Raw genomic sequence first — 14,841 nt, forward strand, 5'->3', positions numbered from 1 at the left:
CCGGTTACTGCATCTCGGTCAGGGCCGCGACGCCCATCAGCGCCAGCCCGTTACGGATGATTTGCCCGATTCCCCGGCTCAAGAAAAGCCGCGCAGAGGTGGTGGCCGGATCGTCCGTCAGTATGACCCGCGCCTGCGGATTGTCGTTGCCCATATTCCACCAGCTATGGAAGGCCGAAGCCAAGTCATTGAGATAGAAGGCGATACGATGCGGTTCGCGGGCCGAAGCCGCCCCCTCCACCACGCGGGGGAACTGCGCGGCGAGCTTCACCAACCCTAATTCCTCCGTCCCAAGGCGGGACATGTCGGGCGCGGGCAACGCCATCCCCGCCTCCTCCGCCCGCCGTCCGAGCGAGGAAATCCGCGCATGGGCATATTGCACATAGAAGACCGGATTGTCCTTCGACGCCTCCACCACCTTGGCAAAGTCGAAGTCCATCTGGGCGTCGGCCTTGCGCGTCAGCATGGTGAAGCGGACCACATCCTTGCCCACTTCCTTGACCACATCGGCCAGGGTCACGAAATTGCCGGCGCGCTTGGACATCTTCACCGGCTCGCCGTCGCGCAGCAGGCGGACCATCTGGATCAGCTTGACGTCGAAACGCGCCCGCCCTTCCGTCAGCGCGGCGACGGCGGCCTGGATGCGCTTCACCGTGCCGCCATGGTCGGCGCCCCAAATGTCGATCAACTGGTCGGCGGTCTGCGCCTTCTGATAGTGATAGGCCATGTCGGCGCCGAAATAGGTCCAGCTTCCGTTGGATTTCCGGATCGGCCGGTCCTGATCGTCCCCGAATTTGGTCGAGCGGAACAGCGGCAGCTCGACCGGTTCCCAATCTTCCGGCGTCTCGCCCTTGGGCGCTTCCAGCACGCCGTCATAGACGAGGTCATGGTCGCGCAGCCACTTTTCAGCGGCTTCGGGCTTACCCGCCGCCTGCAATTCAGCCTCGGAGGAGAAGATGTCATGATGGATGCCCAACAGCGCCAGATCGCTGCGGATCATGTCCATCATCGCAGCGACCGCTTTGGTGCGGAACGATGCCAGCCATTCGCTCTCCGGCGCGCCGACATATTTGTCGCCATATTCGGCCGCCAGCGCCTGTCCCACCGGCACCAGATAATCGCCCGGATAGAGGCCTTCGGGAATCTCACCAACGGCCTCGCCCAGGGCTTCGCGATAACGCACATGCGCCGACCGGGCGAGCACATCCACCTGCCCGCCAGCGTCATTGATATAATATTCGCGGATGACCTTATACCCGATATGCTCCAGCAGGGTCGCCAGCGCATCGCCCACCACCGCGCCCCGGCAATGGCCCATATGCATGGGGCCGGTCGGGTTGGCGGAAACATATTCGACGTTCACCGTCACGCCCTCCCCCGTCGAGGAGCGGCCGTAATCCTCCGCCTCCGCATGGATCGCGGCCAGTTCGGCGCGCCATGTGGCGTCGGTCAGCCTGAGGTTGATGAAGCCGGGTCCAGCGATGGACGCACCCTCCACCTCGTCCAGCCTTTCCAGGCCCGCGACGATCTTCTCCGCAAGCAAGCGCGGATTGGTGCCGGCTGGCTTGGCCAGCACCATCGCGGCGTTGGTGGCAAGGTCGCCATGGCTGGCGTCGCGCGGCGGCTCGACCGTCACCGGCTTGCGGTTGAGACCCGCGGGCAGCGTGCCGTCGGCCTCCAGCGCGTCGAGCACGGCGTCGAGATGGGCGGTGAAACGGTTATAAAGGGACAAGGGGATCAACTTTCCAACAGGCGCCGTTCGCCCTGAACCTGTCGAAGGGTCGCCCTTTCTTCCAAGAAGTACGGGGCTTCGACAAGCTCAGCCCGAACGGGGAAATGAACTGAGCTTAGCTTAGCGTGTCGCGTTATATCTGAGCTGATCCTGGGTCAGGTTGAACCCCACGAGCAACTCGAAGCTGGTTCGCTGCAAGGCCGCCTTGACGTCCGGCTGCGCGAAGGGATCGATCGCGGCGTCGGCGTCGCCTGCCTTGCGCTTCTGCGTGATCATCGCCTGGATCGGTCCGGGCAGCGTGGCGGCGGCCTTGTTGACGTAGGAACCGGCCCTGGCGTTCGCGCTGGCGCGATATTGCCCGGCCGGGAAGTCCAGCACCACCTGCCCCACGCGCTTGGCGACCACGGCATTGCCGCCGCGCACCACCGCGGAATAATAAGGCAGCGTCACCTGGCGCGCCGCGCTCGCATCGCTGCGGCGGGCGTTCACGGTGAAGGTCGCCTCGGTATAAAGCTGCTCCCCGTCGGCGCAGGTCGACCGCAAATTGGTGATGTTCGCCACCACGTCGATAGCGCGGGCGTCGGTGCTGCCCGCCGGATCGAACAGGGTGATGTCGCCGGTCTGCGCCGGGACCGCCGCCGCCGGGCAGGCCGAACGGACGGCCACGATACCGCCGGTGGGATCGATTTCCCCCCTCTGGGAGCAGCCCGCCAGGGCCATGGCGATCATTCCGGTCAGCGCAATTCGAGAAAAGGTCACAGGCAATCCCTTGGGAACAGGCGTTGGGCTTCTTATCCATAGCCTGCGGGACGCGCAACATAAAGGAAGCGGCTTTCATCCTCCGTCACATTCGCCTAAGCGGCAAACCATGACCTCTCACCCGCCCATGAAGCTGTTGATCGCCGCCCCGCGCGGCTTTTGCGCCGGTGTCGACCGCGCCATCGTCATCGTCGAACGGGCGATCCAGAAATATGGCGCGCCGGTCTATGTCCGCCATGAAATCGTCCACAACAAGTTCGTGGTCGACAGCCTGAAAGCGAAGGGCGCGATCTTCGTGGAGGAACTGGACCAGGTTCCCGACGGCGTGCCGGTGGTGTTTTCCGCCCATGGCGTGCCCAAGGCGGTGCCCGCCAAGGCGGAGGAACGCGGCCTGGACTATCTGGACGCCACCTGCCCGCTCGTCAGCAAGGTCCACCGCCAGGCCGAACGGCAGGTGGAGGCGGGCCGCCACATCCTCTTCATCGGTCATAAGGGCCATCCGGAAGTGATCGGCACCTTCGGCCAGGTCGATCAGGGTCACATGACCCTGATAGAGACTGTGGAGGATGCCGAAAGCTTCACGCCTGCAGACCCCGACAATCTCGCTTTCCTGACCCAAACGACGCTCTCGGTCGACGACACCGCCGCCATCGTCGCGACGCTCCAGCGCCGCTTTCCGACCATCCACGCCCCCTTGGGCGAGGATATCTGCTACGCCACCTCCAACCGGCAGGCGGCGGTCAAGGCCATCGCCGGGCAATGCGACGCCGTTTATGTGATCGGCGCGCCCAACAGTTCCAATTCCCTTCGGCTGGTCGAAGTGGCGGAGCGCGAAGGCACCCCTGCCCGCCTGATCCAGCGCGCCGACGATATCGATTTCGCATGGCTGGAGGGCGTGGGCACCCTTGGCCTCACCGCAGGCGCCTCCGCGCCCGAAATTTTGGTGCGCGAGGTCGTGGACCGGATCGGCGAACGCTTCGACGTGACGGAAGAGCAGGTGGAAACCGCCCGCGAAAACATCTCCTTCAAGCTCCCTCGCGGTCTGGAGGCCGCGTAATTCCATGGCCGTCTATACCCAGGTTCCCGCGGAGGAAATCGACGCCTTCCTCACCCGCTACGATGCCGGCCGCCTCGTATCCGCCAAGGGCATTGCGGAGGGTGTGGAAAACAGCAACTACCTGCTGGAAACCACCGGTCCTGACGGCGCCTCGGCCTCCGGCGGGGGCCACCGCTATATCCTCACCCTCTACGAAAAGCGGGTGAATGAGGCGGACCTGCCCTTCTTCATGGATCTGCTCGACCATCTGGGCGCGCGCGGCTGCCGCGTCCCCCGCTTCATCGCGGATCGGGAGGGTAGGCGACTCCAGCAGCTAGCCGGTCGCCCGGCCTGCCTGATCGAATTCCTGACCGGCATTTCCGTCACCGAACCGACCGTCGCCCAGACCCAAGCAGCGGGCGCGGCGTTGGGCGAGATGCACCGCGCGGCCGAGGGCTTCACCGGCACCCGGCGCAATGCCCTCGATCTGCCCGGCTGGCATGAACTGGCTGCCAGATGCGGCGCGGATTTCGACCGGATCGCCCCCGGCCTGGGCGCGCGCGTGGCGCAGGAACTGGCCTTCCTCGATGCCCACTGGCCCGCCGACCTGCCCCGGTCGGTGATCCATGCCGACCTCTTCCCCGACAATGTGCTAATGCTGGGCGATGAGGTGACGGGCCTGATCGACTTCTATTTCAGTTGCACCGACATCCGCGCCTATGACCTGGCCGTCACCCACAGCGCCTGGTGCTTCAGCAGCGACGGCGCGACCTGGTTCGCGGAACGGGCCGCAGCCCTTGGCGCAGGCTATGCCGCGACCCACGGCTTGACCGAATCCGAAAGCGCCGCATTCCCGATCCTTTGCCGGGGCGCGGCGGTGCGCTTCCTGCTGACGCGGGCCTATGACTGGATCAATACCCCCGCCGATGCGCTGGTGACGCGCAAGGATCCGCTCGCCTATCTGCGCCGCCTCGATTTCTACACCAGCGCCGACCCCGCGGTGCTGCTCGGCGCATGAGCGAACTTCCGGAGGTCGAGATATTCACCGACGGCGCGTGCAAGGGCAATCCCGGCCCCGGCGGCTGGGGCGCAGTGCTGCGTTTCGGGAGCCAGGAAAAGGACATCTCCGGCGGAGAGGCGCAGACCACCAACAACCGCATGGAAATGATGGCGGCGGTGCAGGCGCTGGAGACGCTCAAGCGGCCGTGCCGGGTGACGCTCTACACCGACAGCAAATATGTGATGGACGGCATCACCAAATGGGTCTTCGGCTGGCAGAAGAACGGCTGGAAGACGGCGGACAGGAAGCCGGTGAAGAATGCCGAACTCTGGCAACTGTTGGTGAAGGCCGCCGCTCGCCACCAGGTGACATGGCAATGGGTCAAGGGCCACGCCGGCCATCCGGAGAATGAGCGCGCCGATCAGTTAGCCTGCGCCGCAGCGGAGAGTTTCCGGAAATAGCGCCCGTTTGGAGTGGATTTCCGTCATTCCCTCCGCCGCAAGCCTTCAAACCGCGCTCAACCCCGCGTCCGCCAGCCCGCGCCACAGATGCAGCGCCTGCACGCTTTCCTTGACGTCATGCACCCGCACCATCTGCGCGCCCAGTTCCACTGCGCGGAAGGCCAGGCCGACCGACCCGCCCAGCCTTTCCGCCGCGGGCGCCTCATTGGACAAAGCCCCGATCAACCGCTTCCGGCTCCCGGCGAACAGCAGCGGCACGCCCAGCCCCTGGAACACCGCCAACCCATTCACCAGCGCCAGATTGTCGCCAAGCGACTTGCCGAAGCCCAATCCCGGATCGACCATGATCTTCTCCCGCGCCACGCCCGCCGCCAGGCAAGCCTCGACCCGCGCCTCCAGCATATCGAAGACATCGGCCACGACATCGCCATAGCCGCCCGAATTTGCGTGCGGATCGTCCCCCGCCGAGGGCGCATGCATCAGGATCACCGGGCATCCTGCCCCGACCACCACCTCCATCGCCCGTGGATCGTGCAACAGCGCGCTCACATCGTTGACGACAGCCGCGCCGGCCGCTAGCGCCGCCTCCATCACCGCCGCCTTGCGCGTGTCGATGGATATGGGAATTCCCGCAGTCGCCAGCTTCTCGATCACCGGGACGACGCGGGCGATCTCATCCCCCTCCCACAGCTTCGGCGCCTTGGGCCGGGTCGATTCGCCGCCCACATCGATCAAGGCCGCCCCCGCCGCCGCCATGGCGAAGCCCGCATCCACCGCCGCCTGGGGATCGTCCATATGCTTGCCGCCGTCGGAAAAGCTGTCGGGCGTGATGTTCAGGATCGCCATCACCTGCGGCGCGTCGAAGCGGATCGTCCGCCCATCCAGCACCAAAGGCGGACGCTGCGCCGAGATATTGGCGGCAAGGCGCTGCGCCCGCTCCGCCAGGGGATCGGGCAAGCGCGCCACCGCATCGGCGAACTCACCAACCGGCACCGTCACCCGCGCCACCCGCTGCCCGCCCTTCCGCGCAGTCAGTTCATAGCCCTGAAACCAGATCAACCCGTTGCCCATCCGCGCCGCCGACCCCTCCGGCAGGCCGATGGGCGAAGGCACGAACCATGTGGGGCGCAGGTAAAGCCGGGCGTCGGCGGGGATCTGGGAAAGCATTGCCATGTCCTTCGATCGGATCGGGAGGCTTCCCTTAGCGCGATGGCATGCTCCTGCGAAAGGCAGGAACACCGCGCCGTTTACGGCTCGTTCGCCAGCAGATATGTCTGCCGCAGAGCGTCGATCGGCTTCAGCGCCCCATCGATCTCGCAATGCCAGAAGGTCCATCCATTGCAGCTCGGCGCGCCCTGGAGCGTGGCCCCCATCTTGTGGATGGACCCCGTATCCGCCCCGACGCTGAGCGATCCGTCCGCCCGCACCACCGCCTGCCAGCGCCGCTTGCTGTCCGTCAGCACCGCCCCCGGCTGCAAATAGCCCGTCTCGACCAGCGTGCCGAAAGCGACCTTGGGCTGCTGCCGCGCCGTCTGCATGATGGTGAGCGCGCTTTCGTCCAGCGGCAGGGCCGCCTCGATCCGCTCCAGCGCCACCTCGATATAATCGTCCTCGCGCTCGATGCCGATCCACTTGCGCCCCAGGCGCTTCGCCACCGCGCCCGTGGTGCCAGTGCCGAAGAAGGGATCGAGCACCACGTCGCCCGGCTTGGTGCAGGCCAGCAGCACGCGATAAAGCAACGCCTCGGGCTTTTGCGTCGGGTGCGCCTTGGTGCCGTTGCGCTTCAACCGCTCCTGCCCGCCACAGATCGGCAGCACCCAGTCGGAACGCATCTGCAACTCGTCGTTGAGCGTCTTCATCGCCTTGTAGTTGAACGTATATTTCGCGTCCTCGCCCTGGCTCGCCCAGATCAGCGTCTCATGCGCATTGGTGAAGCGCGTGCCCTTGAAATTGGGCATGGGGTTGGACTTGCGCCAGACGATGTCGTTCAGAATCCAGAAGCCCTCGTCCTGCAACGCCGTGCCGACGCGGAAGATATTGTGATAGCTGCCGATCACCCAGATCGAGCCGTTGGGCTTCAAGATGCGGCGCGCCTCGCGCAGCCAGGCCTTGGTGAAGCGGTCATAGCTGCCCAGCGTATCGAACTTGTCCCAGTCGTTGTCGACCGCGTCCACCCGGCCACCTTCGGGCCGGAACAGGTCGCCGCCAAGCTGGAGATTGTAGGGCGGATCGGCAAAGATCATGTCGATGCAGGCGTCGGGCAGCTTCGCCATCTCTTCGATGCAGTCGCCGCGCAGCAGGCGATCGGCCTCGATCTCGACTGACGCAACCGCCTTTTTCCGCCGCGGCGCGACGCGTTCCATGACACCCATTAGTGACCCCCGTTTCCTTCTGAGGTCCAGCGATGAGTCCTCGGGAGTCAGCCGTCAAGATCAGCGACTTAGGGTTGGGGCCTCACATAATGGTTAACATTGCGGAGAACGAACCGGGTAGCCACTAGATATTGAGTCGAACGCGACTCGAAAGACTCAAGATCGGCTAGTGTGACGCAAAAGACTCAGCGGGAAAGGGCCAAAAAGTTTTTTTGGTTAACGCCGCTCGGAACGGCAAAATCGGGCTTCCGCTTGACCTTTTCATAACCATTTGATTATGAAAAGGTGATGACAGAACATATTTTGAGGGGGGATCGTTCGGCCTCCTGCGACGAACTTTTCAAGGCCCTGTCCGATGGCACCCGGCGGGCGCTGCTCGAATATCTGGTACGCGAAGGCGAACAGAGCGTCCACGCGCTGACCGCCATTTCCGGCGTATCGCAACCCATGGTGTCCCGCCACCTCGGCAAGCTGAAACGCGCCAGCCTCGTGACGGCCCGCCGTGCAGGCCGCGAAACCTACTACACCGCCCGCGCCAAGGGCCTCGCCCCGGTGGTGCAATGGATGGCGGTGTACGGCGCGCTGTGGTCGCAGCGCTTCACGGCGCTGGAAGATCTGGACGGCTATTAAGGAAGAGTGCCCGCTCCTGCCTCCCCAGGAACACGCAAACTCTATTCGGCTGCGCCCGCCAAAATCGCCTCGATCAGCACCACATCGTCGGGCTTGTCCGCATCGATACAGGCCTCCGCCTGCTCCATCCCCACCAGCCGCGCAGCCAGCCCGAACCGCCGCCCAACCCGCGCAATCCCGCCCCGCAAGGTCGAAATCCGCAGCATCGCCCCCAGCAGAACCAACGGCCCGAAGGCGGACAATATCTTCCACCCCTTCTTTCGGTCCTGCTCGACCTCCTGCCAGAGCGCGATGACGGGCCGCGCCTTGCCGCTCCCGAACCAGAAGATATTCGCCCCCGACCACCAGCCGTCGCGAAACTTCAGCCAGGTCCGCCGCGACCCCGGATAGCGCGCCAGCAACGTCGCCCGCTCCACCATCGCCACGGCAATGTCTGCGCCGCCAGCCTCCCGCACCATCTGGTCGAGCATCGCCCCATCCAGCAGCACATGGTCCGCCGTGGTCATCAGCAGCGGAAAGGGAAATTCCGCCCGGTCCAGCAGCGCCATCAGCGAGGATGCGATTCCGCCCCCGCTTGTTTCGAATCGCACCTTGGGATGATCGGCCAGCCAGGCGGTAGCCGGATCGGCGGCGAACAGTTCCGGCGCCTGCGTCAGCACGATCACCCGCCCGATCGCCGGATGCGCCAGCAAGGCCCGCGCCGGATAATTGATCATCGGCTCGCCCGCCACCGGCACGAGCGGCTTTGCGGCCACGCCCGCCGCCACGGCCAGCGGATCAGGGATGGGCCGCGACCCGGCCAGCAAAATTGCGGTGATATCGGAAGCGGCTACGGTCATGTCCGCCCGTTAGCCGAGCCTTCCACCCACGAAAAGCTATTTCCCGGAAGCCGCCGGTCCCACGCTGCCCGCCTGCTGCCTTTGCGCCACCTGCACGGGCAAGCCCACCCGCAGGCTCTTCAACTGCACCAGCCGCGCCCGGAAAGCCGCCAGTTCCCGCCCGGCCAGTTGCGCCGTGGTCGTGAAGCGAACCGACAGCGGATTGATTGTCCGCCCATTGCGATACAGTTCATAATGCAGATGCGGTCCGGTCGACAGCCCCGTCGATCCGACATAGCCGATCACCTGCCCCTGCCGCACGCGCTGGCCCGGCCCCGCCGCGATCCGGCTCATATGCGCATAGCCGGTGGAAAGGCCGTTGCCATGCTCCAGCCGCACATAATTGCCATGCCCGCCATGCCGCCCGGCATAGGACACCACGCCGTCGGTCGCCGCATAGATGGGCGATCCATAGTGGGCAGCAAAGTCGATCCCCGCATGCATCCGGCTGTAGCCCAATATCGGGTGCCGTCGCATGCCGAAGCTGGACGACATCCGCCCTGCGACCGGCGCGGACAGCACGCCCCGCCGCTGGCCCACGCCCGACGCCTCGAACCATTGGGTCCGCCCGTCGCTGTTCCATTTCAGCATGTCGATGCCGCGCCCGCTGGCCCGGTGCAGCCCGGCGAACAACAGGTCGCCCACCTCGACATCGCCCGTGTCGGCGCGATGATATTCGGTCACCATGTCATAGCGATCGCCCGCCGAGATCGATCCCAGATCGATCTGCCGCGCCACCACGCGCAGGAAGCTCTGGATCGCCTTGGGCGGCGCCCCCGCGGCCCGCGCCGAATGATACAGGCTCTCGCCCACCACGCCCTGGATGCGGAGCGGCGTGTTGTCGACATGGATGGCGGTCCGCTGCACCTGCAACACTCCATCGGCCCGCGAAACCTCTATCCCCAGGTCCAGCCGCGCCCGGAACGCCAGCTTGTCCAGCGGACGCGGCATATCCCGACTCGCCCGGCGGCCCAGCATGATGTCCAGCGGCGTCCCCGGCTTCATGCCCGCACGGACATCTCCCGCCACAAGGCTCATCACCGTCGCCACATCGCCGCTGCTCACCCCGGCCCGCGCCAGCGCCCGGCCCAGAGAATCGCTGCCCCCAATTTGCGCGCGCAACTCGATCTGCGGCCGCTCCGGCGTCTCGCGCAGCGGTTGCACCGCATCCGTCGGCCCCATGCGCCGCCCGCTGTCCGCCCCCATGGCGAGCGGCGTGATCATCTGGCTGCGCACTTCGTCAAACTGTCTGGATGCCATCAAAGGCTGCGGTTCGCCCGGCAGAGCTTGGAAACCCGGCGACAGATACAGCGCCGCCGCGCACAGCCCGAAACAGGTCGCCAGGCCCCGGAACCAGGTGAAACTGCCCACCCGCTGGCCCAGGTCGGGAACCAGTTCCACATCCTCGGCCCAGTCGCGCAGCTTCTCGCGCCAGCCGCGCCAGTCATCGGGAGCGCCTGCATTGCGGTCCGCATCGCGAACGGCGTCAGTCAGCCACAAAGACGCGGCGGCGCCCCCCTGCTGGGCGTTGATCTGACTGCCATGAAACACGGTAAAACAGGCCCCCAGGGCAATATACGCCACGACCCCCGCCGCGCGTTCAGCCACGATCCTGTAAAGGCATAGGGTTAAAGTCAAATAAAGACGGCTTTTTTAACCCTTTTTCTGCGGCCACACGTGCCGCTTCGCGGACCGGCGGCCCGAATTGGGGCATCGCGCCGATTTCCCAGGCCTTTCCCCTTGCCCTTGTTCCCGCCATGCCCGACATAACAGGGGTCATGGCCCTATTCGCCCGCTCGCCCATCACCGCCGTTCTGGGCCCCACCAACACCGGCAAGACCCACCTCGCGGTCGAACGCATGTGCGGGCATAGCTCTGGCATGATGGGCTTCCCGCTGCGCCTGCTGGCGCGGGAGGTCTATGACCGGGTGGTCGGCATGAAGGGCGCGAACCAGGTGGCCCTCATCACCGGCGAAGAGAAAATCCTGCCGCCCGGCGCCCGCTATTTCCTATGCACGGCGGAATCGATGCCGGTCGATGGCGACTACGCTTTCGTCGGTCTGGACGAAGCCCAACTCGGCGCTGATCCTGAGCGCGGCCATATCTTCACCGACCGCCTGCTGCGCGCACGGGGTCGTGAGGAAACCATGATCCTCGGCTCCGCCAGCATCAGCCGCCTGGTGAAGACGATCGTCCCCGACGCGGAGATCATCGGCCGCCCGCGCTTCTCCACCCTCAGCTATGCAGGCGCGAAAAAGCTCTCCCGCCTGCCCAAGCGCTCCGCGATCGTCGCCTTCTCCGCCGAGGAGGTCTATGCCGTGGCCGAAATGCTCCGCCGATTCCGGGGTGGCGCGGCGGTGGTGATGGGCGCGCTTTCCCCCCGCACTCGCAACGCGCAGGTGCAGATGTTCCTGAACGGAGAGGTCGACTATCTGGTCGCCACCGACGCGATCGGCATGGGCCTCAATCTGGACGTCGCCCATGTCGCCTTCGCATCGCTGCGCAAGTTCGATGGCCGCCGCGCCCGCCGCCTGACCGTCAGCGAAATGGCCCAGATCGCCGGTCGCGCCGGCCGCCATCACAAGGACGGCACCTTCGGCAGCCTGGGCCATGAAGAGGGCGACGCCGCCTTCACCCCCGAAGAAATCGAAGCCATAGAGGCCCACCGCTTCCCCCCGGTCGAACAGCTTTTCTGGCGCGACGGCACCCCGCGCACCGACCGGCTGGACCATCTCCTCTTCGACCTGGAACAGAAACCCGAACGGCCCGAACTGCGCCCCGCCCCCGAAGCGGTCGACCTCGCCGTCCTTAAACGTATGTCCGACGACCCGCTGGTCATCGAACGCGCCAGGGGCAAGAATCAGGTCGAACGCCTCTGGGCCGCCTGCGGCTTGCCCGATTTCCAGAAGCTCGGCGCCGAACATCACGCCCGCACCGTCAGCCGCATCTGGCGCTTCCTTTCCGAGGGGACCGGCCACATTCCCCGCGACTGGCTCGCCCAGCAGATTTCGCGACTCGATTCTATCCAGGGCGACATCGACACGCTTTCAGGCCGCATCGCCGCGGCGCGCACATGGTCCTACATCGCCCATCGCGCCGACTGGCTCGCGCATCCGGCGGAAATGGCCGAACGCACCCGCGCGCTGGAGGAAAAGCTCTCCGACGCGCTCCACGCCGCGCTGACGCAGCGTTTCGTGGACCGGCGCACCACGGTTCTGCTAAGGGATATCGGCCAGAGTGCGGCCAATCTGCCGGTGGAAATAGAGCCGGATGGGACAGTCTGCGTGGATGGCGAGACGATCGGGCGACTTGACGGATTTCGTTTCTCGGTCGATCCCGCTACCCGGCATCAGGACAGGAAGATGCTGCTGGCAGCCGCTGAACGGCGCCTTGGAAGGATATTGCGAGTGAAGGCTGAAGAATTACTGGGCGCACCCGATGCTGATTTCGCGCTCATGGACGAAGCAGGACAGGCCCCCGGCATAAGCTGGAAGGGGGAGGCGGTGGCCACGCTGCATGGCGGCCCCACGCTGCTGACCCCCGAAATCCGCCTGGATCGTGCCCTCCTTGCCCTGGGCCAGGATGTGCAGAAGCAGGTCGCGACCCGCCTCACCACATGGATGGACGCGCAGAAGGAAAAGCACCTCCTGCCCCTTACCAAGATGGCGGCCAGTTCGTCCGATCCCGAGGTGCCGGCAGTCGTCCGCGCCGTCTTCGCCCAACTGGCCGATGCAGGCGGCGTGATCGCGCGCACCGATCTCGATTCGGCGCTCGGCCATCTCGACAAGGACCAGCGGCACCTGCTGCGCCGCGCCGGGATCGATATCGGCGTCCTCGACATCTACCATCCCGGCCTGCTCAAGCCCGGCTCCGCCCGCTGGCGCGCCGCCCTGCTGGCCGCCCGCCTGGCCAAGCCCTGCCTGCCGCTTCCCGGCCCCGGCCTTACCCTGATCCCGGCGGGCGAAAAGTTCGAGCAGATGGGCGCCCGCATCGCCGGTTTCCGTGGTTTCGGCGAACAGATGCTGCGCATCGACATGGCCGAACGCATGGCCCGCACCGCCCATGAAGCCATCGCCAAGAATGAGGCCTTCACCGCGCAAAGCCCGCAGATCGTATCGCTGGGCCTGTCGGAAGAAGCGTTTCTGCAACTGATGCGCCTCGCCGGTTTCCGCCCTGTGGAAGCGCCTGAGGAAGGCGGCCCCAACTGGGTATTCCGCGGCCGCCAGAAGCCCCGCCCTCCCCAGCAGCAGCAGCAGCGGGGCGACAAGCGCGGCCCCGCTGCGGCAGGCAAGCCCCAGGGCAAGTCACGTGGCGACCGTGCACCCCGCCCGGCCGCCTCGTCCGGCCCGGCCCCCACCGGCAACCATGCTTTTGCGGGTCTTGCCGAACTTCTGGGCCGCAATGGCTGACGCGGGCATGGTGTCGGCCCACGGGCCAAGCCTGCGCATCGACAAATTCCTCTGGTTCGCGCGCCTCGCGAAGAGCCGCTCGGACGCTCAGAAAATGGCGGAGGACGGACATATCCGCCTCAACGGCCGCCGCATCGAACGCTCGCATTCCCCGGTGCGGGCGGGCGATCTCATCACCTTCCCCCACCCCAGCGGCGTCCGTGTCGTTCGCATCCTTCAACTGCCCGGACGCAGAGGCCCCGCACCCGAAGCCCAATCCTGCTACGAGGAACTGACGGTCGGCGCCTGACGGAAAAAAGGCCAGGCCAAGCCCCGCTACCCTTGACTTAACAATATCCTCATTGACCTTCGCTGCGACCGCGCATAGCAGGGCGCCGATTGTCCCAATACCAAGAGTGCTGACCCATGACCTACGTCGTGACCGATAACTGCATCCGCTGCAAATATATGGATTGCGTCGAGGTTTGCCCCGTGGACTGTTTCTACGAGGGTGAGAATATGTTGGTCATCAACCCGAACGAGTGCATCGACTGCGGCGTGTGCGAGCCGGAATGCCCCGCCGAAGCGATCCTGCCGGATACTGAGAACGGCCTGGAAAAATGGCTGGAACTCAATACGAAATTCTCCGCCGAATGGCCGAACATCACCGTCAAGGGCGATGCGCCCGCCGATGCCGACGCCATGAAGGGCATCGAAAACAAGCTGGAGCAGTTCTTCTCGCCGGAGCCTGGCGCCGGCAGCTGATCTGCCGCGCCGCAGCGCCGCATGAGATCGGCCTGACGCTGCTTCAAACAAGCTGTTGCGTTTAATTTGCAGGCTCACTCCCGGATTTTGTGTCCAGGGGTGGCAATTTTGTTACGAATCTGCTAAATAGTCGCCAACAGGTGGACATGGTCGCGTCCGCTACGGAGACAAATGCCTGATGACTTGATGGTGGCGCCGCATCCCCTCGGCTCGTGCACCTGTTCGCACTTGCAAAGCGAACGCCACCGCTCCTCCCGGAATAATGGAAAGGTTTCAAATGGCTGCCAAGGCGCTGTCCTTTGACGTAGGTGATTATGTTGTTTACCCCAAGCACGGCGTTGGCCGCGTCATAGAGCTTCAGAAGGAGCAGATTGCGGGCATGGAGTTGGAGCTTTATGTGCTCCGCTTCGAAAAGGAGCGCATGACGCTCCGCGTGCCCACGAACAAGGCCGAGGGCGTCGGCATGCGCAAGCTGTCCTCCAACAAGACGCTGGAGGAAGCGGTCGAGACGCTGAAGGGCAAGCCCAAGGTGAAGCGCACCATGTGGTCGCGCCGCGCCCAGGAATATGAAGCGAAGATCAATTCGGGCGACCTGGTGTCGATCGCCGAAGTGACCCGCGACCTGTTCCGCGCCGACGACCAGCCGGAACAAAGCTATTCCGAACGTCAGATCTTCGAAGCCGCGTCCAGCCGCCTCGCGCGCGAACTCGCGGCGATGGAGGAAACGGACGAACCGAGCGCGCTCAAGAAAATCCTGCGCATCCTCAACGAAGCCGCCCCCAAGCATGCGAAGGTGGAAGGCTGACGAACTTTGGGTTGA

At 65.2% G+C, this 14,841-nt stretch carries 14 protein-coding genes; 8 read left to right on the top strand and 6 right to left on the bottom strand.

All coding sequences use genetic code 11. The annotated features are described in order from the left end of the window. Positions 1-4: 4 nt before the first annotated feature. Positions 5-1,732 carry an arginine--tRNA ligase gene (gene argS, locus NUH86_RS10500; protein WP_267249452.1) on the bottom strand — a complete coding sequence of 576 codons (1,728 nt, stop codon included), beginning with the start codon at positions 1,730-1,732 and terminating at the stop codon, positions 5-7. A gap of 120 nt (positions 1,733-1,852) precedes the next feature. After that, positions 1,853-2,461: a hypothetical protein gene (locus NUH86_RS10505; protein WP_267252105.1), complete on the bottom strand. Its 609-nt coding sequence runs from the start codon at positions 2,459-2,461 to the stop codon at positions 1,853-1,855. A 139-nt stretch (positions 2,462-2,600) separates the two neighbouring features. Between NUH86_RS10505 and ispH the strand changes: the two genes are divergently transcribed. The 3 genes from ispH to rnhA are packed head-to-tail and all read left to right on the top strand — an operon-like array spanning position 2,601 to position 4,988. Beyond that, positions 2,601-3,548 carry a 4-hydroxy-3-methylbut-2-enyl diphosphate reductase gene (ispH, locus tag NUH86_RS10510; protein WP_267249453.1) on the top strand — a complete coding sequence of 316 codons (948 nt, stop codon included), beginning with the start codon at positions 2,601-2,603 and terminating at the stop codon, positions 3,546-3,548. A 4-nt stretch (positions 3,549-3,552) separates the two neighbouring features. Beyond that, the gene (gene thrB / locus NUH86_RS10515) at positions 3,553-4,545 is read left to right on the top strand and encodes a homoserine kinase (RefSeq protein ID WP_267249454.1); all 993 of its coding nucleotides are present in this window, start codon (positions 3,553-3,555) and stop codon (positions 4,543-4,545) included. Beyond that, positions 4,542-4,988 (top strand): ribonuclease HI, encoded by a 447-nt coding sequence (gene rnhA / locus NUH86_RS10520; RefSeq protein ID WP_267249455.1) that lies wholly within the window; start codon positions 4,542-4,544, stop codon positions 4,986-4,988. Before thrB ends, rnhA begins: the two co-directional genes overlap by 4 nt. 45 nt (positions 4,989-5,033) lie before the next feature. Here rnhA and folP read toward each other — a convergent pair whose 3' ends face one another. Beyond that, positions 5,034-6,155 (bottom strand): dihydropteroate synthase, encoded by a 1,122-nt coding sequence (gene folP, locus NUH86_RS10525; RefSeq protein WP_267249456.1) that lies wholly within the window; start codon positions 6,153-6,155, stop codon positions 5,034-5,036. Positions 6,156-6,235: 80 nt separating this feature from the next. Next, on the bottom strand, positions 6,236-7,360 hold the full coding sequence (locus NUH86_RS10530) for a site-specific DNA-methyltransferase (RefSeq protein ID WP_267249457.1): 1,125 nt from the start codon (positions 7,358-7,360) through the stop codon (positions 6,236-6,238). A 288-nt stretch (positions 7,361-7,648) separates the two neighbouring features. Between NUH86_RS10530 and NUH86_RS10535 the strand changes: the two genes are divergently transcribed. Next, complete coding sequence (locus NUH86_RS10535) at positions 7,649-7,990, top strand: ArsR/SmtB family transcription factor (RefSeq protein WP_087575217.1); 342 nt, start codon at positions 7,649-7,651, stop codon at positions 7,988-7,990. 41 nt (positions 7,991-8,031) lie between these two features. On the opposite strand, the gene NUH86_RS10540 is transcribed toward NUH86_RS10535, so the two are convergent. Then, positions 8,032-8,829: a nucleotidyltransferase family protein gene (locus NUH86_RS10540; protein WP_267249458.1), complete on the bottom strand. Its 798-nt coding sequence runs from the start codon at positions 8,827-8,829 to the stop codon at positions 8,032-8,034. A 36-nt stretch (positions 8,830-8,865) separates the two neighbouring features. After that, a complete protein-coding gene (locus NUH86_RS10545) occupies positions 8,866-10,419 on the bottom strand; it encodes a M23 family metallopeptidase (RefSeq protein WP_267252106.1) in 1,554 nt (517 codons plus the stop codon). Positions 10,420-10,646: 227 nt separating this feature from the next. On the opposite strand from NUH86_RS10545, the gene NUH86_RS10550 reads away from it, so the two are divergent. The 4 genes from NUH86_RS10550 to NUH86_RS10565 all read left to right on the top strand — a co-directional run bounded on the left by NUH86_RS10550 (position 10,647) and on the right by NUH86_RS10565 (position 14,826). Further along, positions 10,647-13,277, top strand: coding sequence for a helicase-related protein (locus NUH86_RS10550; protein ID WP_416365319.1), 2,631 nt, complete (start codon positions 10,647-10,649; stop codon positions 13,275-13,277). Continuing rightward, on the top strand, positions 13,270-13,566 hold the full coding sequence (locus NUH86_RS10555; RefSeq protein WP_267249460.1) for an RNA-binding S4 domain-containing protein: 297 nt from the start codon (positions 13,270-13,272) through the stop codon (positions 13,564-13,566). The genes NUH86_RS10550 and NUH86_RS10555 overlap by 8 nt, the downstream gene beginning before the upstream one ends. A 116-nt stretch (positions 13,567-13,682) precedes the next feature. Beyond that, positions 13,683-14,021 carry a ferredoxin FdxA gene (gene fdxA, locus NUH86_RS10560; protein WP_267249461.1) on the top strand — a complete coding sequence of 113 codons (339 nt, stop codon included), beginning with the start codon at positions 13,683-13,685 and terminating at the stop codon, positions 14,019-14,021. A gap of 277 nt (positions 14,022-14,298) precedes the next feature. Further along, positions 14,299-14,826 (top strand): CarD family transcriptional regulator, encoded by a 528-nt coding sequence (locus NUH86_RS10565; protein ID WP_007683582.1) that lies wholly within the window; start codon positions 14,299-14,301, stop codon positions 14,824-14,826. Positions 14,827-14,841 lie beyond the last annotated feature (15 nt).

Origin of the sequence: Sphingobium sp. JS3065, assembly GCF_026427355.1 — a bacterium.
In the GTDB taxonomy this organism is placed as follows: domain Bacteria; phylum Pseudomonadota; class Alphaproteobacteria; order Sphingomonadales; family Sphingomonadaceae; genus Sphingobium.

Coding starts and splice junctions, on each gene's coding strand:
- NUH86_RS10505 (WP_267252105.1), bottom strand. CDS start 2,461: ATGATCGCCATGGCCCTGGCGGGCTGCTCCCAGAGGGGGGAAATCGAT.
- ispH (WP_267249453.1), top strand. CDS start 2,601: ATGACCTCTCACCCGCCCATGAAGCTGTTGATCGCCGCCCCGCGCGGC.
- thrB (WP_267249454.1), top strand. CDS start 3,553: ATGGCCGTCTATACCCAGGTTCCCGCGGAGGAAATCGACGCCTTCCTC.
- rnhA (WP_267249455.1), top strand. CDS start 4,542: ATGAGCGAACTTCCGGAGGTCGAGATATTCACCGACGGCGCGTGCAAG.
- folP (WP_267249456.1), bottom strand. CDS start 6,155: ATGCTTTCCCAGATCCCCGCCGACGCCCGGCTTTACCTGCGCCCCACA.
- NUH86_RS10530 (WP_267249457.1), bottom strand. CDS start 7,360: ATGGGTGTCATGGAACGCGTCGCGCCGCGGCGGAAAAAGGCGGTTGCG.
- NUH86_RS10535 (WP_087575217.1), top strand. CDS start 7,649: ATGACAGAACATATTTTGAGGGGGGATCGTTCGGCCTCCTGCGACGAA.
- NUH86_RS10540 (WP_267249458.1), bottom strand. CDS start 8,829: ATGACCGTAGCCGCTTCCGATATCACCGCAATTTTGCTGGCCGGGTCG.
- NUH86_RS10550 (WP_416365319.1), top strand. CDS start 10,647: ATGGCCCTATTCGCCCGCTCGCCCATCACCGCCGTTCTGGGCCCCACC.
- NUH86_RS10555 (WP_267249460.1), top strand. CDS start 13,270: ATGGCTGACGCGGGCATGGTGTCGGCCCACGGGCCAAGCCTGCGCATC.
- fdxA (WP_267249461.1), top strand. CDS start 13,683: ATGACCTACGTCGTGACCGATAACTGCATCCGCTGCAAATATATGGAT.
- NUH86_RS10565 (WP_007683582.1), top strand. CDS start 14,299: ATGGCTGCCAAGGCGCTGTCCTTTGACGTAGGTGATTATGTTGTTTAC.